Origin of the sequence: Streptococcus sp. HMSC078H12, from assembly GCF_001814615.1 — a bacterium.
Lineage (GTDB): Bacteria > Bacillota > Bacilli > Lactobacillales > Streptococcaceae > Streptococcus > Streptococcus salivarius_F.
Map to the genome: position 1 here is coordinate 1 of NZ_KV817310.1, position 22693 is coordinate 22693.

Here is a 22693-nt window from a genome sequence, read left to right on the forward strand (position 1 = left end):
ACTGGCGGAGTATAGATTTCATTGCTGGACGTTGGTCTAGCTTTTTTTGTTTTTATCACCTTTTATAGTGACATATATGTCGCTATTTTATTTCTTATTTATCTCTTATAATAGGTCTCGTAATTAATTTAATTACAAAAATTATATCTATTAATAGGAGGTTGAATGGAACAAGAAGTTTTTGTTCACGCATATGAGGTTGTTAGGCCGATTGTACTTAAGGCTAGTCGACAATATTTCATCCAACTTTGGGACCAAGCTGATATGGAGCAAGAAGCTATGATGACGCTTTATCAGCTTTTAGAAAAGTTTCCTGAATTAAAGTCTGATGATGATAAGTTACGGCGTTATTTTAAAACGAAATTTAGGAATAGACTTAATGATGAGGTTAGAAGGCAGGAGTCTGTAAAACGACAAGCCAATAGACAATGTTATATTGAAATTTCAGATATTGCTTTTTGTCTTCCGAATAAAGAGTTAGATGCTGTTGATAGGCTTGTTTATGATGAGCAGCTTAATGCTTTCCGTAATCAGTTGTCTTCGGAAGATGCTACTAAGTTAGACCGTTTGCTAGCTGGGGAGTGTTTTAGAGGTCGAAAAAAGATGATTCGAGAGTTAAAATTTTGGATGGTTGATTTTGATCCTTACAATGAAGATGATTAATCCTTAATATAGAACCTTGACTGGCAATATTGTTTAATATGAATAAAAAACACTTCGAAAGTAGATTCATCTTATCTATCTTTTGAAGTGTTTTTAATGTAATGAATTTATTTTACTGCTATAGGGTTTCCAATAAATCTTGGAAGTTCAATATTTTCTTTGATTAGAGCTTCTTGGTAAAGTTTTAAGAAGTCTGCATAGATATGAGTTTGTTGTCCATTTTTTGTAAAGATATCAATACGAAATACCAGTTGTCCAGAAGGAGTTGTGCTTAATCCAATGATATTTGGTGCTCCACAGATTTGAGGATAGTTTTCAATGTTTTCTTGATTTACTTCTTGGATGATGCTTGTCACCTTATTGATATCGGTTGACGGATAGACTGGGATATCAATTTGAGCTCTCATGTCTCCTCGAGATTTGTTGGATACAATTGTGATATTTCTGTTAGGTATAAAATGAAGAGTACCATCAAATCCTCGAATTTGAGTAGTGCGAATACCTACGGTTGAAACAAGGCCTGTAACGGGTCCTACTTCAACTGAGTCGCCGACTTCAAACTGGTTTTCTAACAAGATGAAAAAACCATTAACGACATCTGATAGGAAGCCTTGAGCTCCTAGACCAAGAGCAACTCCAGCAAGTCCTGCACCAGCAAGGAGGCTAGATACTGGAACCCCAAGGATACTAAGAAGCCAGTAAACAAGGAAAAAGTATAGCACGTAGTTCATGCAATTGTGTAGTAAACGTTCAATGGTTTTTTGTCGAGCAGGTGTTTGAATTGTCCAAGCTAGAGAGCGTCCGACTGTATGTTTAAAAAGGAAGTTGATAATCTTCTTACTAAGAAGAAAGATGATGAGAAGAATGAGGAGCTTAATCCCTTTTGTAATGAGTACCATTAGGGTCTCTTCAAAATTAAATTGTTGGATGTATCTTTGTAAAATATTCATAGCTTTAGTTTATCAAAAATTTGAAAAAGTAGCAGTTCCTAACGATTTTCTTGTGATTAAATTGGAGAAAAAAACTTTTAAAAGGCTTTGAAATATGGTAAACTAAACTGTATCTATAAAAAATTTTAAGGAGAATGACTACATGTCTGTATCATTTGAAAACACAGCCACTAACCGTGGTGTGGTGACATTCACTATCGGTCAAGATAAAATTCAACCAGCTTTGGATCAAGCGTTTAACAAGGTTAAAAAGAATTTGAACGCTCCAGGCTTCCGTAAAGGACACATGCCTCGTGCCGTATTTAACCAAAAATTTGGTGAAGAAGCTCTTTACGATGATGCTTTGAATGCAATTCTTCCAGCAGCTTATGAAGCAGCGATTGCTGAACTTGGTCTTGATGTTGTTGCACAACCAAAAATTGATGTAAAATCAATTGAAAAAGGTCAAGATTGGACACTTACTGCAGAAGTTGTTACAAAACCTGAAGTAAAACTTGGTGCATATAAAGATCTTGAAGTTTCAGTTGAAGCTTCTAAAGAAGTTACTGATGAAGAAGTTGATGCTAAGCTTGAAAACGAACGCAAAAACTTGGCTGAATTGGTCGTTAAAGAAGGTGCAGCTGAAAATGGCGACACTGTTGTTATCGACTTTGTTGGTTCAGTAGATGGTGTTGAATTCGACGGTGGTAAAGGTGAAAACCACTCTCTTGAACTTGGTTCAGGTCAATTTATCCCAGGATTCGAAGACCAATTGGTTGGAGCAAAAGCTGGTGATGAAGTAGAAGTTAAAGTAACTTTCCCAGAAGACTATCAAGCTACTGATCTTGCAGGTAAAGCTGCTGTATTTGTTACTAAAGTTAACGAAGTTAAAGCTAAAGAAGTTCCTGCTCTTGATGATGAGTTGGCTAAAGATCTTGACGATGAAGTTGAAACTCTTGATGAGTTGAAAGCTAAATACCGTAAAGAACTTGAAGCAGCTAAAGAAATCGCATATGATGACGCTGTTGAAGGTGCTGCACTTGATTTGGCTGTTGAAAACGCTGAAATCGTTGAATTGCCAGCAGAAATGGTTGAAGACGAAGTTCACCGTGCTATGAACGAATTCATGGGTAACATGCAACGTCAAGGTATCTCTCCTGAAATGTACTTCCAAATCACTGGTACAACTCAAGAAGATCTTCACAAACAATATGAAGCTGACGCTGACAAACGTGTGAAAACTAACCTTGTTATCGAAGCTGTTGCTGCTGCTGAAGGATTCGACGCTACAGAAGAAGAAATCCAAAAAGAAATCAATGATCTTGCAGCTGAGTACAACATGGAAGTATCACAAGTTTCTGCACTTCTTTCACCTGAAATGCTTAAACACGATATCACTATGAAGAAAGCTGTTGAAGTTATCACAAGCACAGCAAAAGTTAAATAATATGACTAAAATCAAGTTTCTGTTGAGACTTGATTTTTTCTTCTATAAATGCTTTGACTATTGACTCTTTTTAGCGTAAAATAAAAGGTAGCGAAAAATTGATTGCTGAGCTATTTCTGATAGAAACTAGCTTGAGTAAGAATGAAGGAGAACCACTTTGGAACTAGACGTATTTGCTGGACAAGAAAAAAGTGAATTATCAATGATTGAAGTGGCCCGTGCTATCTTAGAAACACGTGGTCGTGATAATGAAATGTATTTCAATGATTTGGTCAATGAAATTCAAAATTACTTAGAAAAATCGGATGCTGATATCCGCAATGCTTTGCCATTCTTTTATTCAGATTTGAATACGGATGGAAGTTTCATTCCACTAGGTGATAACAAATGGGGCTTGCGTTCATGGTATGCAATTGATGAAATCGATGAAGAGGTCATCACATTGGAAGATACTGATGAAAATGCACCAAAACGTAAGAACAAGAAAGTTAATGCCTTCATGGATGGTGATGAAGATGCCATCGATTATAATGACGATGATCCAGAAGACGAAAACTTCACACCTGATTCTGATAGTCTTGAATATGACGACGATAGCGAAGATGATGAGAAAGCCGAAGTGGAATCTTATGACTCTGAGTTGAATGAAATTATTCCAGATGATGATTTGGATGATGTTGAGTTGTCAGAAGAAGATGATGACGATGACTATGAGGATGAGTCAAGCGACTAAGTTTTCATTGACAAATGGTCTTGGATAGTTTAGACTATTTATCGGGCACCTCTTTTGAAGAGGTCATGATTAAGGCTCCCAGAGTGAAACTCTTGGGGGTCATTTTTGTTTTTAGTCATTTACTGGACTTGTCTAAGGTGAGGTACTTTGTACCGCTCCCATCAGGTACTAGGAAAGGGCTGTCGTGATTATCTGAGTGGGTAATCAATCTACTATCTGTAGTTGTTTTGAATTATATTATAAGGAGTTAACATGACAAAATATATTTTCGTCACTGGTGGTGTGGTATCTTCAATTGGTAAAGGGATTGTAGCTGCAAGTCTTGGACGTTTGCTTAAGAACCGTGGTCTTAAGGTTACGATTCAAAAATTCGATCCTTACATCAATATTGACCCAGGGACAATGAGTCCTTACCAACACGGTGAAGTTTATGTTACTGATGATGGTGCTGAAACTGACCTTGACCTTGGTCACTACGAACGTTTTATTGATATCAATCTTAATAAATACTCTAACGTGACTACTGGTAAGATTTATAGCGAAGTTTTGCGTAAGGAACGTAAAGGGGAGTATCTTGGTGCGACTGTTCAGGTGATTCCGCATATCACAGATGCTTTGAAAGACAAGATTAAGCGTGCAGCGACAACGACTGATTCAGATGTCATTATCACTGAAGTTGGTGGTACGGTTGGGGATATTGAAAGTCTCCCATTCCTTGAAGCACTTCGTCAAATGAAGGCTGATGTTGGTTCTGAGAACGTTATGTATATCCACACAACGCTTCTTCCTTATTTGAAGGCTGCTGGTGAAATGAAGACAAAACCAACGCAACACTCTGTTAAGGAATTGCGTGGTTTGGGTATCCAACCAAATATGTTGGTTATTCGTACAGAACAACCTGCTGGTCAAGGAATCAAGAATAAATTGGCTCAGTTCTGTGATGTTGCACCTGAGGCTGTTATCGAATCACTCGACGTGGAACATATCTATCAAGTGCCACTTAATATGCAGGCTCAAGGTATGGATCAAATCGTTTGTGATCATTTGAAACTGGATGCTCCAGCAGCAGATATGACAGAATGGTCTGCTATGGTTGATAAGGTGCTTAATCTTGAGAAAACAACTAAGATTGCCCTTGTTGGTAAGTATGTGGAGCTTCACGATGCCTACTTGTCAGTGGTTGAGGCACTTAAACACTCTGGTTTGGCAAATGATACTGCCATTGATATTGACTGGGTCAATGCTAATGATTTGACCGCTGAAAATGTTGCCTCTCGTTTGGCTGATGCTGATGGTATCATCGTGCCTGGTGGTTTCGGTCAACGTGGTACTGAAGGTAAGATTCAAGCTATTCGTTATGCACGTGAAAATGATGTGCCAATGTTGGGTGTCTGTCTTGGTATGCAATTGACATGTATTGAATTTGCTCGTCATGTCCTTCACTTGGATGGCGCTAATTCAGCTGAGCTTGATCCAAACACAAAATATCCAATTATCGATATTATGCGTGATCAAATTGACATTGAAGATATGGGTGGTACTCTTCGTCTCGGTCTTTACCCATGTAAGTTGAAACCAGGTTCTAAGGCTGCTGCCGCTTATGGCAACCAAGAAGTTGTTCAACGTCGTCACCGTCACCGTTATGAATTTAATACTAAGTTCCGTGAACAGTTTGAGGCTGAGGGCTTTGTATTCTCAGGTGTGTCACCAGATAATCGTTTGATGGAAGTTGTAGAACTCCCAGACAAGAAATTCTTTGTGGCAGCACAATACCACCCAGAATACCATAGCCGTCCAAACCATGCTGAAGAACTTTATAATGCCTTTGTAACAGCAGCGGTTGAAAATGCTAAATAATTATCTAAGACAGAGTGGGGGAGCCTACTCTGTTTTTTATTGTCTCCTTTTATGCTAAAATAAAGGGAATAATAAGAAAGAACGAGGAAAACAAATGGCTAAATTTGGCTTTTTGTCAGTATTGGAAGAAGAATTGGATAAGCATCTAGACTATGATTTTGCGATGGACTGGGATAAAAAAAATCATGCTGTGGAAGTAACCTTTATCCTAGAAGCGCAAAACAGTGGCAATGTGGAGACTATTGATGATAAGGGTGAAGTGTCTGATGAAGATGTTATTTTTGAAGATTACGTGCTCTTTTACAATCCAGCAAAATCACGTTTTGATGAAGAGGACTACCTAGCGACAATCCCATATGAACCTAAGAAAGGTCTATCTCGTGAGTTTTTGGCCTATTTTGCGGAGACTTTGAATGAGGTGGCGACAGAAGGATTGAGTGACTTGATGGATTTTCTATCTGATGATGGACCTGAGGAATTTGGTTTGGTTTGGGACAAAGAAGCTTTCGAAAAAGGGAAAGATCAACTTGAAGAGAAGGAATTTTTTGCTTATCCGAGGTATTAAAGGGAGCGAAAAGGGATGGATGCTTATTTAAAAGATCAGTTTGATTTTACAGGTGTTAAGGCTGCCTTACTCGTAGAGCAAAGTATTTTGGTAATTCTCAGAGATAATAAACCAGATATTCCTTGGCCAAATACATGGGAATTGCCAGGTGGTGGAAGAGAAGGTCAAGAAACGCCTCTTGAATGTCTTCAACGTGAGGTCTGGGAGGAGCTGGGCTTGACTTTGACAGAGGAATCGATTATTTGGTCGAAAATCTATCCTAGTATGTTGGATAAAGATAGGTCAGCTGTCTTTGTGGTTGGCCGAATTAGCCAAGAGCAGTATCGTGAGATTCGTTTTGGTGACGAGGGGCAGGAATTTAAACTAATGCCTGTAGAGGATTTTATAAAAGCAGAAGGTGTCATTCCCCAGTTGCAGGAACGCTTTAAAGACTATTTATCAGAAAAGGAAGAAAATAATATATGGACAAATGGCAAGAACTAACGATTGAGGTTAATCGTGAGGTCGAAGAGGCGGCTTCTAATATTTTAATTGAATCTGGTAGTCAAGGTGTGGCTATTGATGATAGTGCAGATTATTTGGAAAATGCGGACCGTTTTGGTGAGCTTTATCCTGAGGTTGAACAGGTTGAGACGGTTAAAATTACGGCTTATTATCCGGAGTCAGCAGATATCGAGGCTATTACTAAGCAGGTTAATGAGCGTTTGGCTGAGTTGACAGATTTTGGTCTTGAAACTGGAGATATTCACTTGGCTACTCAAGAATTGGTTGAAGAAGACTGGGCTGAGAATTGGAAGAAGTACTATGAACCAGCTCGTATTACCCACGATTTGACTATCGTACCATCATGGACGGATTATGAGGCATCAGTAGGTGAGAAGCTTATCAAGCTAGACCCTGGCATGGCCTTTGGGACAGGAACACACCCGACAACTAAGATGAGTCTTTTTGCACTCGAACAGGTGCTTCGTGGTGGCGAGACGGTGATTGATGTGGGAACTGGTTCGGGTGTCCTCTCGATTGCTAGCTCTCTTCTTGGAGCTAAGGAAATCTATGCCTATGACCTTGACGATGTGGCGGTTCGAGTGGCACAGGAAAACATTGATATGAATCCTGGCATGGAAAATATCCACGTTGCTGCAGGTGACCTTTTGAAGGGTGTAACTCAAGAAGCTGATGTTATCGTGGCTAATATTTTGGCGGATATTCTCATCCATCTGACGGAAGATGCCTACCGTTTGGTTAAGGATGAAGGTTATTTGATTATGTCAGGGATTATCTCTGAAAAATGGGATATGGTGCGTGAATCGGCTGAGAAAGCTGGTTTCTTCCTAGAAACTCACATGGTTCAGGGAGAGTGGAATGCTTGTGTCTTCAAGAAGACAGATGATATTTCAGGTGTGATTGGAGGCTAAATGCAACAGTATTTTATAAAAGGGCAGGTTGAAAATCCAGTAATCATAAAAGACAAGGATACTGTGAAGCATATGTTTAACGTTATGCGTTTAACAGAGGATGATCAGGTTGTCTTGGTTTTTGAAGACGGTATCAAGCGTCTTGCGCGTGTGACTGACCGTGAGAATCATATCTTTGAAGTGATTGAAGACTTAAATGATAATGTTGAGATGCCTGTATCTGTAACCATTGCCTCTGGCTTTCCCAAGGGAGATAAGCTGGATCTGGTGACACAAAAGGCAACAGAGCTTGGAGCTCAGGCTATCTGGGCCTTCCCTGCCGACTGGTCTGTGGTCAAGTGGGATGGTAAGAAGCTTGCCAAGAAAGAAGATAAACTTGCCAAGATTGCTCTAGGAGCTGCAGAACAATCCAAGCGTAATCGTGTTCCAGAAGTTAGATTGTTCGAGAAGAAGGGAGAATTTCTATCAGAATTAGATAATTTTGATAAGATTTTTATCGCCTATGAGGAAACAGCCAAAGCAGGCGAGTTGGCTACTCTAGCTCGTGAGTTGGCTAAGGTAGAGAGTGGTCAGAAAATTCTCTTTATCTTTGGACCAGAAGGTGGTATTTCTCCGTCTGAGATTGATGCATTTGAAGAAGCTGGTGGCCTTAAAATTGGCCTTGGACCGCGTATTATGCGGACGGAAACGGCTCCTCTCTACGCTTTGAGTAGTGTCAGTTATGCCCTAGAATTGAATAAATAAGAGAAAGTTGGCCTTGTTCCAACTTTTTCTGTATTTGACACTTTTAAGCTAAGATTGCATCTTGCCATTGGTTTTGTATGACAAATCGAGTAATTCTAAAAAAGTTGATAATCTTATTTAGTTTTAATATAATTGTATTATCTTTATAAAAGGGGAAGATTTTTAATGAAAACGAATCGTTATGTGACTCAATCCGCTGTGGTTTTGGGCCTTTTTGCTCTCTTGACTGTGCCACAAGTCGTAGGGCAAGCTGATGAAGCAACGGCACCTGTATCAACTACTTCTACCGAAACCGTGGCAGATAGTGGTGCATCAGTAGTATCAGGACAAGGAACTTCTGGGACAGCTGTTCAAGGAGGAACAGAGACTGTCTCTGCTACACCAACAACAGTAGCGACAAATGCGTCTGCAGAGCCATCAGCTAATACCTCAACGACCCAAGCAAGTCAAGAAGCCAGTGCTGTTTTGACGAATGCCAATCAGGTGACACCAGCAGTGCCAGTACAGGCCGAAACTGTAACAGAGCCTGCTCATGAGGGGCAGACCGTTGATATGCAGATTTTGTCAACAACAGACCTTCATACCAACTTGGTTAACTATGATTATTATCAAGATAAGCCGTCTCAAACAGTTGGTTTGTCTAAAACTGCTGTCCTTATCAAAAAAGCCCGTGAAACTAATCCAAATACAGTCTTAGTGGACAGTGGGGATACGATTCAGGGAACTCCTTTTGGGACTTATAAGGCTTTGATTGATCCTGTTGCCCAAGGTGAGACTCACCCTATGTATAAGGCTTTTGAGATGCTTGGTTATGATGCCGAAACGCTTGGAAACCACGAGTTTAACTATGGTCTAGAATTTTTGGATCGTATGGTTAAGGCTGCTAAGATTAACATTATCAATGCTAATGTGCGTAATGCTCAGACCGGTGATTACTATTACAACCCTTATAAGATTGTTAACAAGACCTTTACTGATACGGACGGCAAACAGGTAACACTAAAAATCGGTATTACTGGTGTCCTTCCAACACAGATTTTGGTTTGGGATAAGGCCAACCTTGAAGGTAAGGTAACCGTTGATGATCCAATGGAGGCTGTTAAGGCTATCGTTCCTAAGATGAAGGCTGCAGGAGCTGACTATATTCTTGTTGCTGCTCACTCTGGTATTGGTGACAATGAATATACTAAGAACGAAGAAAATGAAGGTTACCAAATTGCTGGTATCGAAGGTGTTGATGCTGTTGCGACAGGGCATTCCCACGCGGATTTCCCAAATGGAGATGGCACAAGTTTTTATGCGAAATATCCTGGTGTAGATGATGTCAATGGTCTCATCAATGGGAAACCTGTGGTTATGGCTGGTAAATTCGGGGATCATCTAGGTATCATGGATGTCAAATTGACTTACACGGATGGTAAATGGAAAGTTGTCAATAGTAAGGCCAAGCTTGAAAAGATTGATACTAAGTCAGATGTTGCGGACAAGGACTTAATTGATATGGCTGCTCATGACCATAATGGAACAATCAACTATGTCCGTAAGGAAGTTGGTGAGACCACGGCTCCAATCACTAGCTACTTTGCTCAGGTTCAGGATGATCCATCTATTCAAATCGTTAATAATGCACAACTATGGTATGCTAAGAAACAAGTAGCTGGAACAGCAGATGAGAATCTTCCACTCCTCTCAGCAGCTGCACCTTTCAAGGCAGGGACTCGTGGAGATGCGACCTACTATACCGATATCCCAGCTGGTCCATTCGCCATTAAGAACGTCGCAGACCTCTACCTCTACGACAATGTTACTGCCCTACTCAAAGTGACTGGAGCACAAATCAAAGAATGGTTGGAAATGTCTGCAGGACAGTTCAATCAAATTGATTCCAACAGTAAAGAACCACAGCAACTTATTAACAGTAGCTATCGCTCATACAATTACGATGTGATTGATGGGTTGACTTATAAGTTTGATTTGACACAACCTAACAAATACGATCGAGAAGGTAAGTTGGTTAACCCAGATGCTAGCCGTGTTCGTGACTTGGCTTATCAAGGTAAACCTATTGATTTGAATCAGACTTTCCTTGTCGTGACTAACAACTATCGTGCGACTGGTAACTTCCCTGGTGTTAAAGATGCTGCAGAAAAACGTCTCCTCAATCTTGAAAATCGTCAGGCCATCATTGATTATATCGTTAGCGAGAAGACAATTAACCCAACTGCCGATGGAAATTGGAGCTTCGTTCCTAATATTACGAATGCAGATATCCGTTTTGCCTCATCTGACAATGCTCGTGCCCACCTTGCTGATCAGGATGCCATTAGTTATGTAGGACCATCAACACAAGCAGGATTTGCAGAGTATCGTTTGGTTGTTAAGGAAAAGGCAAATCAAGTTGAGGATACGACTAATAAAGAATCTGAGAAGTCACCAAAAGGTGTTGAGACGACAGATCAAACTAAGCGTGAGACACCAAAAGCTATTGTAGGTGCCAGCGTGGCTAAACCTGTTCCAGCTATCCAGTTGTCAAACGCTCAAGTCGTTATCTTGCCTCAAGCTCAAGTACAAGAAACTCAAGGTTCAAGTTCAGATAAGACCTTGCCAAACACTGGTTCAGACGAATCTGTGTCAGCAACTTTAGCTGGTCTGGTTCTTATGACCTTGGCTGGATTCTTTGGAATCAAAAAACACGAAAAAAATTAAGCAAAGGAAAAAGCCCCTATCAGGGCTTTTTTGCTCTAGTTTTAGCGTTGGTTAAAGTTCTTTTGTGCTTCTAGGATAATAGGTGCCAGACGTTCGATATCGGACTGTGTGCCGCGTAGCTCGAAGTCTCCCAACATTGGGAAGCCAAAACGTTGACTGTACTGTTTGGCGGTTAGGCAGTACTGGTTATTGAAGTTACGGTTCCCAGAACCGATGATACCAAAGCAACGTTCGTGATTGCCATGGGCTGCGATAAAGTCACCCAGTGGATTGGTTAGGATCTCAACATCTCCATTGTCAACGCCATTTCCTCCTTCAAGGTAGGTTGGCAAGAGTGCGACAAAGGGTTCATCTACTTGGAAGGTTTCATGATTAAGCTCTTTAATATTGATTTGGCGACATTCAATCCCGTGGTTGAGGGACAGATAGTCAGACATACGTTTGACAAAGCTTTGGGTATTACCGCTTAGACTAATATAAACGAGGGTAAGTTGAGACATAAGCGTCCTCTTTCTATCTATATCTTGTGTTTGTTCAATCATTCTAACACAAGATATTGTGCTTTTCAAGTTAGCTCCTTGCGCTTAAGAATTGCCTATCTAGCTCTTTTTCTTTACTTGTAAAAGTGATAAAATAAAGGTTATTAAAAGAAGCGAAGGAAGAAATCATGGCTAAAGATAAAAATGTAACAGGAGAAGAAATTTTAGACATTTGCTCGGCCTACATGTCAGCAGATGATTTGAAATTAGTTGAAAAAGCCTGGCATTATGCGACAGATGCTCATAGTGGGCAATCTCGTCAGTCAGGAGAACCTTATATTATTCACCCTATTCAAGTGGCAGGTATCCTGGCAGATCTCCATCTTGATGCAGTGACAGTAGCCTGTGGTTTCTTACACGATGTCGTTGAAGACACCGAAAAAACGCTCGATGATTTGGAAGCGGATTTTGGTACGGATGTACGAAATATCGTGGACGGTGTTACTAAGCTTGGTAAGGTTGAGTACAAGTCCCATGAGGAGCAGTTGGCTGAAAATCACCGTAAGATGCTTATGGCCATGTCTAAGGATATCCGTGTCATCTTGGTTAAATTGGCCGACCGTTTGCACAATATGCGTACCCTTAAGCATCTTCGTAAGGATAAGCAAGAGCGCATTTCTCGCGAAACTATGGAAATCTATGCTCCTTTGGCCCACCGTTTAGGTATTAGCCGTATCAAATGGGAACTGGAAGATATGGCCTTCCGTTACCTTAATGAGGTGGAATTCTACAAGATTTCTCACATGATGAAGGAAAAACGTCGTGAGCGTGAGGAACTTGTGGACGAGATTGTCGATAAAATTAAGACCTATACAGCTGAACAAGGACTTGTTGGTGATGTGTATGGTCGTCCAAAGCATATCTACTCTATTTACCGTAAGATGCGCGACAAGAAAAAGCGCTTCGATCAAATTTATGATTTGATTGCCATCCGTTGTGTTATGGAGACGCATAGTGATGTTTACGCCATGTTGGGATACATCCATGAGCTCTGGCGTCCGATGCCTGGCCGTTTTAAAGACTATATTGCCAATCCTAAATCCAATGGTTACCAGTCTATCCATACAACGGTTTATGGGCCAAAAGGACCTATTGAAATCCAAATCCGTACCAAGGAAATGCACCAAGTTGCCGAATACGGGGTTGCAGCTCACTGGGCTTACAAGAAAGGTATCAAGGGCAAGGTAGATTCGAAAGAGTCTGCTTTGGGAATGAACTGGATTAAAGATCTTGTTGAACTTCAAGACGCCTCAAATGGTGATGCTATGGGGTTTGTTGACTCTGTTAAAGAGGATATCTTCTCGGAGCGTATTTATGTCTTTACGCCAAATGGTGCTGTTCAGGAACTGCCTAAAGATTCAGGACCTATTGACTTTGCCTATGCCATCCATACTCAAGTCGGTGAGAAGGCCACAGGTGCTAAGGTTAATGGCCGTATGGTGCCCTTGACTGCCAAACTCAAGACAGGTGATGTGGTTGAGATTGTTACCAATGCCAATTCCTTTGGCCCTAGCCGTGACTGGATTAAGATGGTTAAGACCACCAAGGCCAGAAATAAAATTCGTCAATTCTTTAAAAATCAGGACAAGGAAGCCTCTATCACCAAGGGTCGTGAGCTTTTGATTGCCTACTTCCAAGAGCATGGCTATGTTGCCAATAAGTACCTAGACAAGAAACATATTGAGGAAATTCTCCCTCGTATGAGTGTGCGTAGTGAAGAAGCTCTCTATGCCGCTGTTGGTTTTGGTGAAATTAGTGCTGCTGCTGTTTTCAACCGTTTGACGGAAAAAGAACGCCGTGAAGAAGAGCGTGCGAAGGCAAAAGCTGAAGCTGAAGAGCTAATGAACGGTGGCGAAGTTAAGACTGAGAAGAAAGAAGTTCTTAAGGTTAAGAGTGAAAATGGCGTCATCATTCAAGGTGCTTCAGGTCTCCTCATGCGTATCGCTAAGTGCTGTAACCCAGTACCTGGAGATGAGATTGAAGGTTATATCACCAAGGGCCGTGGGATTGCAATTCACCGTTCCGATTGTAATAATATCAAGAGTCAAGAAGGTTATGAGCAACGTTTAATCGAAGTGGAGTGGGATGAACGTAATGCCAATAAATCTTATTTGGCAGAGATTGACATCTATGGCCTTAACCGTTCTGGTCTGTTGAATGATGTTCTTCAAATCTTGTCAAATACGACCAAGAGCATTGCTACGGTCAATGCGCAACCAACTAAGGACATGAAGTTTGCCAATATTCACGTTAGCTTTGAAATTGCAAACCTTATTGAATTGACTGGTCTTGTGGATAAGATTAAAATTATTCCTGACGTTTACAGTGTTAAACGTACGAATGGGTAAGGAGTTTCTGCGATGAAGATTGTAATTCAGCGTGTTCAAAGTGCCTCTGTGGTTATTGAGGATTGTACGGTTGGCGCTATTAAGCAGGGGCTCTTACTCTTGGTCGGAGTTGGTCCCGAGGACACCAAAGAGGACCTAGAGTATGCAGTTCGTAAGATTGTCAATATGCGCATTTTTTCAGATGAAGATGGCAAGATGAATCTTTCTGTTAAGGATGTTAGTGGCCAGATTTTGTCGATTTCTCAGTTTACGCTTTTTGCAGATACGAAAAAAGGGAATCGACCAGCATTTACGGGTGCTGCAAAGCCCGACATGGCTAGCCAGCTCTATGACGATTTCAACCAATCCTTGTCAACTCATGTTCCTGTAGAAAGAGGCCGCTTTGGTGCAGATATGCAGGTTAGTCTGGTCAATGACGGACCTGTGACCATTATTTTAGATACTAAAAATCGATAAATAAACCATTTCTCGCCTTGTGTGAGAGGTGGTTTTTTATTCTCATCGCAGGAATTATTTAGGTGATGGATTTTCATTATTTGGGATTTATTTTTGTCATTTTAAGTAGACTGAATCAAGTGAATATTTAATGAAATTAGAAAATGTTGTTCTCAAATTTCTGAAAAAACCTGACCATTCATGATGAAAAAATTACCGTTTACGAGGATTACCGGAAATTCCCTTGTCTTACAAAAAAGATTAAGTTAACATTAGTTTCATAAGAAACACCAAGCGATTTTTATGAAACTAAAAATAACTCGAGTTTACAGCATGCAAATACAAATAGTGATAATTTGAAACGCCGAGGTGATTTAAACTTTTTTAGAGGGATAGAGAGATATGTCAAAGAAAGTAGCGTCAACTAAATTATTATCAGGTTTGTTTGTCGCCGGTGGTGTCCTAGGGATTAATCAGGTCGCCAAGGCAGATAATGTGGTCAGTTCAGAAGCAACAAAACCAGTTATTACAACTGAAGCAGATAACTTGGTGGTGGTACCAACTGAGGCCGTTGCTCCAGTAGCGACAACAGAAGTAGGTCCATCATCTGCTACTGTTGCGACAGATACTGCAACAACAGCGACAGCTTCTACAATCTTTTCACAAGCTGTGCCAGCAGAAAGTGCTAGCTCAGAAACGCTTGTAGCCAGTGAAGCACTAGCTCCTGAGTCAGCTGCTGTGGAAACCATCACATCATCATCTGATAATGCTACTGAAGCAGGACGCCATTCAACTGCTCAAGTAACACCAGTTACAGAAGTGACAGAGCAAAACTTGAATGGTGATGCCTACTTGACAGATCCAGAAACAACAAAAGCAGCCTATAGCAAGACAGATGGTGATATTAATTATTCCGTTGTTGTGTCTAATCCAACAGCAGAAACTAAGACGATGACTGTCAACTTGACACTTCAACATGCTTCAGAAATCATCGGTCAAGATAACGTTGACCTTACGCTAGCGGCAGGAGCTTCAGCTAAGGTTTCAAACTTGACAGTAGCGTCAGAGTGGTTGACAAACAATACAGGTTACTTGGTGACAATCAGTGTCAACGATAAATCAGGTAGTACTTTGTCAAGCAAGCGTGTTGGCTTGTCTGTTGAAGATGATTGGACAGTTTTCCCACGTTACGGTATCGTAGCAGGTTCGCCAACTGATCAAAACAGTATTCTTGTTAAAAATCTTGAAGCCTACCGTAAAGAGCTTGAGCTCATGAAGTCTATGAATATTAACTCATATTTCTTCTATGATGCTTATAATGAAGCTACAGATCCTTTCCCAGAAGGTGTCGATAGCTTTGTTCAAAAATGGAATACCTGGAGTCATACTCAGGTTGACACTAAGGCTGTTAAAGAATTGGTTGACCAAGTTCATAAGTCAGGTGCTGTTGCCATGCTTTATAACATGATTTCAGCAGATTCAAATCCAAAGAATCCAGCACTTCCACTTGCTGCTTTGGCTTATAACTTCTACGATAGCTTTGGTAAGAAGGGTGAACCGATGACTTACACTATCGGTGATAACCCAACTCAAGTTTACTATGATCCAGCGAATCCAGATTGGCAAAAATACATCGCAGGTGTCATGAAATCAGCTATGGATCGTATGGGATTCGATGGTTGGCAAGGTGATACAATTGGTGACAACCGTGTGACTGATTATGAGCACCGTAACAGCACAGACGAGGCTGACTCACACATGATGTCTGATTCATATGCGTCATTTATTAATGCCATGAAGGACCTCATCGGTGAAAAGTACTACATCACAATCAATGATGTTAATGGTGGTAATGATGATAAACTAGTCAAGGCACGTCAAGATGTTGTTTATAATGAGCTTTGGACAAACGGTGGTTCAGTTATTCCAGGACGTATGCAGGTTGCCTATGGTGATTTGAAAGCACGTATCGATATGGTACGCAATAAAACTGGTAAATCACTTATCGTTGGTGCCTACATGGAAGAACCAGGGATTGACTATACTGTTCCTGGCGGAAAAGCAACTAACGGTGCTGGTAAAGATGCCCTTGCTGGTAAACCATTGCAAGCTGACGCGACACTTCTCGTAGATGCGACAGTAGCTGCAGCCGGTGGCTATCACATGTCCATTGCAGCCCTTGCCAATGCTAATGCAGCCCTTAACGTTCTTCAAAGTGCTTATTACCCAACGCAATACCTCAGTGTAGCTAAGGACACTATTCGTAAGCTTTACAATTACCAACAGTTTATCACTGCTTATGAAAATCTTCTCCGTGGTGAGGGTGTGACTAACAGCACTCAGTCTGTATCTACCAAGAATGCGGCTGGTGAAATCCTTTCTAAAGATGCTCTTGGTGTGACAGGAGATCAAGTTTGGACATTTGCTAAATCAGGAAAAGGTTTCTCAACTGTTCAAATGATTAACATGATGGGCATCAATGCGGGCTGGCATAATGAAGAGGGTTATGCGGACAATAAAACACCGGACGCACAAGAAAATCTCACAGTTCGTCTTAGCCTAGCAGGTAAAACAGCTCAAGAAGCAGCTAAAATTGCTGATCAAGTCTATGTGACATCACCAGATGATTGGGCAACTTCAAGCATGAAGAAGGCACAAGCAAGCCTTGAAACAGATGAAAATGGTCAACCAGTGCTTATCATTTCAGTTCCTAAACTAACTCTTTGGGACATGCTCTATATCAAGGAAGACACAACAGCAACACCGGTAGAACCAGTTATCTTGAAACCAGTTACTAACCAAGCTGGTAAGAAAGCAGATAATACCGTAACATCTGAAGCAAGCTCAGAAACAGCTAAATCAGAAAATACAACAGTAAACAAAGGTTCAGAGGCTCCAACTAATACGAAACCATCTGTTGAAGCTCCTAAACTCGATGAAACAACCAAACCAGCACCATCAGTTGACGAGTTAGTAAACTCAGCAGCTGTTCCAGTGGCGATAGCTGTGTCAGAGACCGCACATGATAAGAAAGATGACAACTCAGTATCTAATACGGATCAAGGTACAGTAGCGTCAGATTCAATCACTGCACCAGCTTCAGAGGCTGCAAGCACAGTTGCCTCAACAGTCTCATCAGAAGTATCAGAAAGTGCAACAGTATCATCGGAAGCATCAGAAACTGAAAATAGTTCAGCAGCATCGACTTCAGAGTCAGCAATTTCAACGACGACAGCAATTTCAGAATCACATGCAGTAGTTGAACCAGTGGCTTCTTTGACAGAATCAGAAAGTCAGGCAAGCACTAGCCTTGTTTCAGAAACTACAAGCACAATTGTCTCAGTTGCTCCGTCAGAAGTATCAGAAAGCACAACAGTATCATCGAAGGTCTCAGAAACTGATATTATCTCAGAAGCATCAACTTCAGAGACTTCAGCATCTGAATCAGAGAATTCAATCAGCACAGTCGTTTCAGAATCAGAAGTAGTTGAAGAACCAGCTGTTTCATTGACAGAATCAGAAAGTCAAGTGAGCACTTCAGAAGTGACTTCGGCGATTTCAGAAACAGTAAGCACATCAGAGGAAGTCATCCTTGATGGACTATCAGAAAACATCAATAGTTGGAATAGACTCTCTGTAGCTCCTCGCGTCTCAGAAACCTTACCAAGTACTTCTGAAACGATTACAGAAGCAGCATCACTCTTTAGCAACTATGCAAGATATTCAGAAACAGCAAGCTCAGAATCTCACTCTATGGTAGCAGCTTCTTCAGAAGTTTCTATTGAAAAATTAGCAGTATCTATCTTGAAAGATACTGAGGGTGGCTTGTACGATGCAACAACAATCAGAAATATTGTTGAGATGATTGATAGCATTACAACAAATGTCAGCTATACTCGTAGTAGCCGTCAAGACCTTGTCAATACAGCTTCGTCAGATAATACTTACAATGGTAGTCAAGATCTTAACCTTGCAAGTAAGACAACGACGCAAGCAGGTGAAAAAGGAACAACTGAAGATCTTAAGGCTACAATTGCTAAAACAGCAAAATCTCACAAGTGGGGAGAACATGCTGTAGCTATCCTTACAGCTATTGTCCTTGCAGGTGCGGCAACCCTTGCAGCTCTTCGTAACTTCTTGATGTCAAAAAAAGTTGATAAATAATAAGTAGAACTCTTTGTGTAAACAAGGAGTTTTCTTTATACTGGCTGCTATTTTTTCTGAAAATTGTGATACAATAGAAATAGTTTGAATATTGTGTCAAAGGAGAGCCAATGATTACTGCAAATGATATCGTAAAGGCTAATGAAGTCTTAAAAAACGTGGTGGAACGCACACCACTAGATTTTGATCGCTACCTATCTGAAAAATACGGGGCGACCATTTATATTAAAAAAGAAAATATGCAAAAGGTACGCTCTTTCAAATTGCGTGGAGCCTACTATGCTATCCATCAATTGAGTGATGAGGATAAGGCGCGTGGTGTGGTTTGTGCATCAGCCGGAAACCATGCTCAGGGGGTTGCCTACACTTGTAACGAGATGAAGATTCCGGCAACCATCTTTATGCCAGTAACAACACCTCTCCAAAAAATTGGTCAAGTCCGTTTCTTTGGTGGCAAGTTTGTAACAATCAAATTGGTGGGAGATACCTTTGATGCTTCTGCTCAAGCAGCACAAGAATATACTAAGTCTGAAGGGATGACTTTCATTGATCCGTTCGACGATTATAATGTCCAAGCGGGCCAAGGAACTGTTGCTTATGAAATTTATGAGCAGGCTCAAGAGGAAGGTGTTTCCTTTGATAGTATCTTGGTTCCAGTCGGAGGCGGTGGCCTTATCTCTGGTGTAGCTACTTATATCAAAGATGTAGCACCGTCTATGGAGGTTATTGGTGTTGAGGCCAGTGGTGCTCGTAGCATGCGCGCTGCCTTTGACCGTGGTTATCCTGTAAAACTTGAAGAAATTGATAAGTTTGCGGACGGGATTGCTGTTCAAAAGGTAGGTGTCAAGACCTATGAAGTCGCACGTAAATATGTTGACCGCCTCTTGGGAGTTGATGAAGGCTTGATTTCAGAAACCTTAATTGATATGTACTCTAAGGTTGGTACCATTGCAGAACCCGCAGGTGCGGCATCAGTGGCAGCTTTGGAAGTGCTTAAAGATGAGATTAAAGGAAAAACCATCGTCTGCATCATTTCAGGTGGTAACAATGACATCAACCGTATGCCAGAGATGGAAGAACGTGCGCTTATCTACGATGGTATCAAGCATTACTTTGTGGTTAACTTCCCACAACGTCCTGGTGCCCTTCGTGAATTTGTAAATGATATCTTGGGACCAAATGATGATATCACTCGTTTTGAGTACATCAAACGTGCTAATAAAGGAAAAGGTCCGGTTCTCATTGGTATAGCTCTTAGTGATAAGAACGACTATGATGGACTTCTCGAGCGTCTCTCTGCCTTTGACCCAAGTTATATCAACCTTCACGGTAACGAAACACTATACAATATGCTTGTCTGAGGATAGGTTCATATAATGAAAAAAGAACTGACAAAGTCGGTTCTTTTCTACTTTAATTTAGCTATAAAGTGGCACTAATGCCTTATCTTCAAACTAAAACCCCAGTATTTCTACTGAGGTTTTCTTTATTCGATAATTAAGAGTCCATCTTTAATAGCGAATGGATTGTCTTTATTGATGCGGTCGTAGAACATGATACCGTTAGTATGGTCGATTTCATGTTGAACAACGATTGAGTTGTAACCACGGAGTTTAACACGTTGCTTTTCGCCTTCTTTGTTGAAGTATTCAACAGTTACACGAGCATGACGAACCACGTAACCAGGAACGTCGCGGTCAACTGAGAGGCATCCTTCGCCATCGCCCAAAGCAGCATCTTGAACAGAATGGGCAACTACTTTAGGGTTGTACATGATTTCTTGAAGGCTATATGCTTCTTTTGGTGGATTACCTTCAGCGTCTTCAGGGTTTGGAACGAGAACAGCGATAATGCGTTTTGAAATATCTAATTGAGGGGCTGCAAGACCGACTCCCCCACGAAGCCCCATTTTTTCGGCAATAACAGGATCTTGTGAGTTACGAAGAAACTGCATCATTTTTTCGCCTAGGATAATGTCTTCGTCTGATAGTGGGAAGGTTACATCTTCAGCGACAGCACGCAAGGTTGGATTTCCTTCGCGAATGATATCATTCATATCAATCATATGGCTGGCGCGGATAATTTTGGTTTGAGCGTCCATTTGTTTACCTCTATTTTCTTTGATTTACTTGTTTATAACTATAGCACAAAAGGGTTGAAAATTAAACCATCAAGGATTAAAGTGAGGCTTTTTCTAATCGATAAAAGCCAGTTTTTCCAAGGTTTTTTTCTCTAAAATACGATAGGTTTTAAAGGCCTCTTTTTCGATAATTCCCTGATCGATAAATTGTTTGATGACTCGTTGCACATGGCGATAGCTAGTCCCAAAACTGGCAGCTAGGATAGATGGTGATAGTTGAAAAACACCTTCTTCCTCAATACTCAACATATGAGTAGCCAGACGCTCTTTGACAGTGTAGCTTGCATTTGTTGAGGCAGTAATACCCTGTTTATGCAGTGCCATGGCTAGGTTATGCCCAATTTGATAGAGAAAAACGGGATCTTTGAGGAGCTCTTCTTTATTATTTAAAGGGAGCTGAACTGCTTGAACCTCTTCTAAAGCAATGACTGATGACCCTGCTGGTTGATTGGTCATGAGTTCTACATCTCCAAATATTTGTGGTTGGTTAAGCATTTCTAGGATATGTTCTTTACCATTGAAGAGAGAACGCACAATTTTTACCTTTCCTGACAAAATGTAGGTTAGCTCTGTGATAGCTTGCCCTTGGGTACAAATATAATCATTCTTTTGAAAGGTGACTTTCTGTAATTGGTCGAGGTAGGGGGGTGGAAAGACCTGATCAAGTTGAGGTCTTATGTCATGATTACGCATACATCTCCTTTTTTAGGACCTAGGTCCTATTTTTTAAAGTCTCCTTAGATTATAATGAAAAAATAACTATCAGACAAGTAAGGAAAGGATGTTCTAATCCCTATATTATGACACGAATTTTAGAAAAAATGAGCCTACTTGGGCTATCCTTGCTCTTGATTTCGGCCTTTTCGATTTCAACAGCGCTACCACCTATGTTGGACTACTATAGCCCAACCTTTTCTGCCGCGCAAGTGGAGCTTTTAGTATCTGTCCCTTCATTTTCCGTAGTAGCGATGCTCTTACTTAATTCATTTATTGACAAATGGCTAAGTGATAGACAGCTAATTGTGACTGGCTTGCTTTTACTTAGTAGTGCTGGGATTTTTCCTTTTTTTGTACAAGCCTATCCTCTTGTCTTACTGTCACGTATTGCTTTTGGGATGGGGATTGGCCTTATCAATGCTAAGGCGATTGCCATCATCAGTCAACGTTTTCAAGGTAAAGAACGGGTTCAGATGTTAGGTATTCGTGGCTCCATGGAGTTGATTGGTGGAGCTTCGTGTTCTCTTTTGGTTGGTCAACTATTGAAAATCCATTGGACCTTTGCCTTTCTTATTTATGGTCTTGGTTTTGTGATTCTGACCATGTACCTCCTTTTTGTGCCAACAATGGATCAGGTGGAGAGGAAGCAGATTACAAAAAGTAAGCAAGGTCTAAACAAAAAAGACCTTAGTATGATCCTTGGCATGGCCCTTTTAGCAGGATTTGTCATCTGTATTAATTCTTCGATTAGTTTGCGCGTGCCTCTATTTCAGGTTGCTGGTAAGACCATTGCGAGTGGGCAATCAGCTTTAGTACTTAGTTTAGAGCAGGGAATTGGAATTGTAGCTGGACTAAGTTTCGCTTCTCTCATAGGATATTTTAAGAATCATCTTTTGCATATAGTGATGTTTTTATTGGCGGTTTGTCTCTTTGGGATGTCAGTGGCTAGTAACTTACCGATTTTGATTTTATCCTCAGTTGGTGTTGGTTTCTTCTATAGTACTGTTTTGACAATTATCTTTAACCAACTTTCTGAGCGTATTGCTAGAAATCTGTTGAACAAAGCGACAGCCTATGTCCTCTTGGGGTGTAACCTAGGGTCTGCCCTCTCTCCTTATGTTTTGAAATTATTGGCACTTGTATCTCCAAGTTTTAGTTGGATTTTCCTAGCCTATGCTATAGTAAGTTTCCTACTTTTCCTTGGGTTTTTGATGAAATCAAGAATGACAAAAAAGTCTAAGATGTAGAAATCTAAACAGTGAATCTTGTGATTGACAAAGATTAGTAGATG

The 22693-nt window shown here is 40.7% G+C and carries 18 protein-coding genes; 14 read left to right on the top strand and 4 right to left on the bottom strand.

Annotated features, from left to right (window positions below):
* The first annotated feature begins 165 nt into the window (after nt 1–165).
* On the top strand, nt 166–663 hold the full coding sequence (locus HMPREF2979_RS00965; protein ID WP_021143466.1) for a sigma-70 RNA polymerase sigma factor region 4 domain-containing protein: 498 nt from the start codon (nt 166–168) through the stop codon (nt 661–663).
* A 107-nt stretch (nt 664–770) separates the two neighbouring features.
* On the opposite strand, the gene HMPREF2979_RS00970 is transcribed toward HMPREF2979_RS00965, so the two are convergent.
* Nucleotides 771–1613 carry a mechanosensitive ion channel family protein gene (locus HMPREF2979_RS00970; protein WP_037620105.1) on the bottom strand — a complete coding sequence of 281 codons (843 nt, stop codon included), beginning with the start codon at nt 1611–1613 and terminating at the stop codon, nt 771–773.
* Nucleotides 1614–1755: 142 nt separating this feature from the next.
* Between HMPREF2979_RS00970 and tig the strand changes: the two genes are divergently transcribed.
* The 8 genes from tig (at nt 1756) to HMPREF2979_RS01010 (ending at nt 11059) form a co-directional block, all read left to right on the top strand.
* On the top strand, nt 1756–3039 hold the full coding sequence (gene tig / locus HMPREF2979_RS00975; RefSeq protein ID WP_002885606.1) for a trigger factor: 1284 nt from the start codon (nt 1756–1758) through the stop codon (nt 3037–3039).
* Between the two features lie 157 nt (nt 3040–3196).
* Nucleotides 3197–3772: a DNA-directed RNA polymerase subunit delta gene (rpoE, locus tag HMPREF2979_RS00980; RefSeq protein WP_021143468.1), complete on the top strand. Its 576-nt coding sequence runs from the start codon at nt 3197–3199 to the stop codon at nt 3770–3772.
* Between the two features lie 252 nt (nt 3773–4024).
* Nucleotides 4025–5629, top strand: a complete 1605-nt coding sequence (locus HMPREF2979_RS00985; RefSeq protein ID WP_021143469.1) for a CTP synthase — start codon at nt 4025–4027, stop codon at nt 5627–5629.
* 94 nt (nt 5630–5723) lie between these two features.
* Nucleotides 5724–6194, top strand: coding sequence for a DUF3013 family protein (locus HMPREF2979_RS00990; RefSeq protein WP_021143470.1), 471 nt, complete (start codon nt 5724–5726; stop codon nt 6192–6194).
* 15 nt (nt 6195–6209) lie between these two features.
* Nucleotides 6210–6677: an NUDIX hydrolase gene (locus HMPREF2979_RS00995; RefSeq protein WP_002885611.1), complete on the top strand. Its 468-nt coding sequence runs from the start codon at nt 6210–6212 to the stop codon at nt 6675–6677.
* Nucleotides 6656–7609: a 50S ribosomal protein L11 methyltransferase gene (gene prmA, locus HMPREF2979_RS01000; protein WP_070654693.1), complete on the top strand. Its 954-nt coding sequence runs from the start codon at nt 6656–6658 to the stop codon at nt 7607–7609. Before HMPREF2979_RS00995 ends, prmA begins: the two co-directional genes overlap by 22 nt.
* Complete coding sequence (locus HMPREF2979_RS01005) at nt 7610–8353, top strand: 16S rRNA (uracil(1498)-N(3))-methyltransferase (RefSeq protein ID WP_021143472.1); 744 nt, start codon at nt 7610–7612, stop codon at nt 8351–8353. It begins immediately after the preceding gene.
* A gap of 165 nt (nt 8354–8518) precedes the next feature.
* Nucleotides 8519–11059, top strand: a complete 2541-nt coding sequence (locus HMPREF2979_RS01010) for a bifunctional 2',3'-cyclic-nucleotide 2'-phosphodiesterase/3'-nucleotidase (RefSeq protein WP_070654695.1) — start codon at nt 8519–8521, stop codon at nt 11057–11059.
* 41 nt (nt 11060–11100) lie between these two features.
* On the opposite strand, the gene nrdI is transcribed toward HMPREF2979_RS01010, so the two are convergent.
* Nucleotides 11101–11559, bottom strand: a complete 459-nt coding sequence (gene nrdI / locus HMPREF2979_RS01015; protein ID WP_002883589.1) for a class Ib ribonucleoside-diphosphate reductase assembly flavoprotein NrdI — start codon at nt 11557–11559, stop codon at nt 11101–11103.
* Between the two features lie 167 nt (nt 11560–11726).
* On the opposite strand from nrdI, the gene HMPREF2979_RS01020 reads away from it, so the two are divergent.
* The 4 genes from HMPREF2979_RS01020 (at nt 11727) to ilvA (ending at nt 19906) form a co-directional block, all read left to right on the top strand.
* Nucleotides 11727–13946, top strand: coding sequence for a RelA/SpoT family protein (locus HMPREF2979_RS01020; RefSeq protein WP_002883617.1), 2220 nt, complete (start codon nt 11727–11729; stop codon nt 13944–13946).
* A gap of 12 nt (nt 13947–13958) precedes the next feature.
* A complete protein-coding gene (gene dtd / locus HMPREF2979_RS01025) occupies nt 13959–14402 on the top strand; it encodes a D-aminoacyl-tRNA deacylase (RefSeq protein ID WP_037611138.1) in 444 nt (147 codons plus the stop codon).
* Nucleotides 14403–14783: 381 nt separating this feature from the next.
* Nucleotides 14784–18545, top strand: a complete 3762-nt coding sequence (locus HMPREF2979_RS01030; protein ID WP_070654697.1) for a glycoside hydrolase family 66 protein — start codon at nt 14784–14786, stop codon at nt 18543–18545.
* A 110-nt stretch (nt 18546–18655) separates the two neighbouring features.
* A complete protein-coding gene (gene ilvA, locus HMPREF2979_RS01035) occupies nt 18656–19906 on the top strand; it encodes a threonine ammonia-lyase IlvA (RefSeq protein WP_070654699.1) in 1251 nt (416 codons plus the stop codon).
* Nucleotides 19907–20031: 125 nt separating this feature from the next.
* Here ilvA and def read toward each other — a convergent pair whose 3' ends face one another.
* Both def and HMPREF2979_RS01045 read right to left on the bottom strand, forming a co-directional pair.
* Nucleotides 20032–20646 carry a peptide deformylase gene (gene def, locus HMPREF2979_RS01040; RefSeq protein WP_002883663.1) on the bottom strand — a complete coding sequence of 205 codons (615 nt, stop codon included), beginning with the start codon at nt 20644–20646 and terminating at the stop codon, nt 20032–20034.
* 93 nt (nt 20647–20739) lie between these two features.
* On the bottom strand, nt 20740–21378 hold the full coding sequence (locus HMPREF2979_RS01045) for a Crp/Fnr family transcriptional regulator (protein ID WP_070654701.1): 639 nt from the start codon (nt 21376–21378) through the stop codon (nt 20740–20742).
* Between the two features lie 107 nt (nt 21379–21485).
* Here HMPREF2979_RS01045 and HMPREF2979_RS01050 point away from each other — a divergent pair, with 107 nt between their 5' ends.
* Entirely contained in the window at nt 21486–22649 is a 1164-nt protein-coding gene (locus tag HMPREF2979_RS01050) for an MFS transporter (RefSeq protein WP_048673981.1), read from the top strand.
* Nucleotides 22650–22693 lie beyond the last annotated feature (44 nt).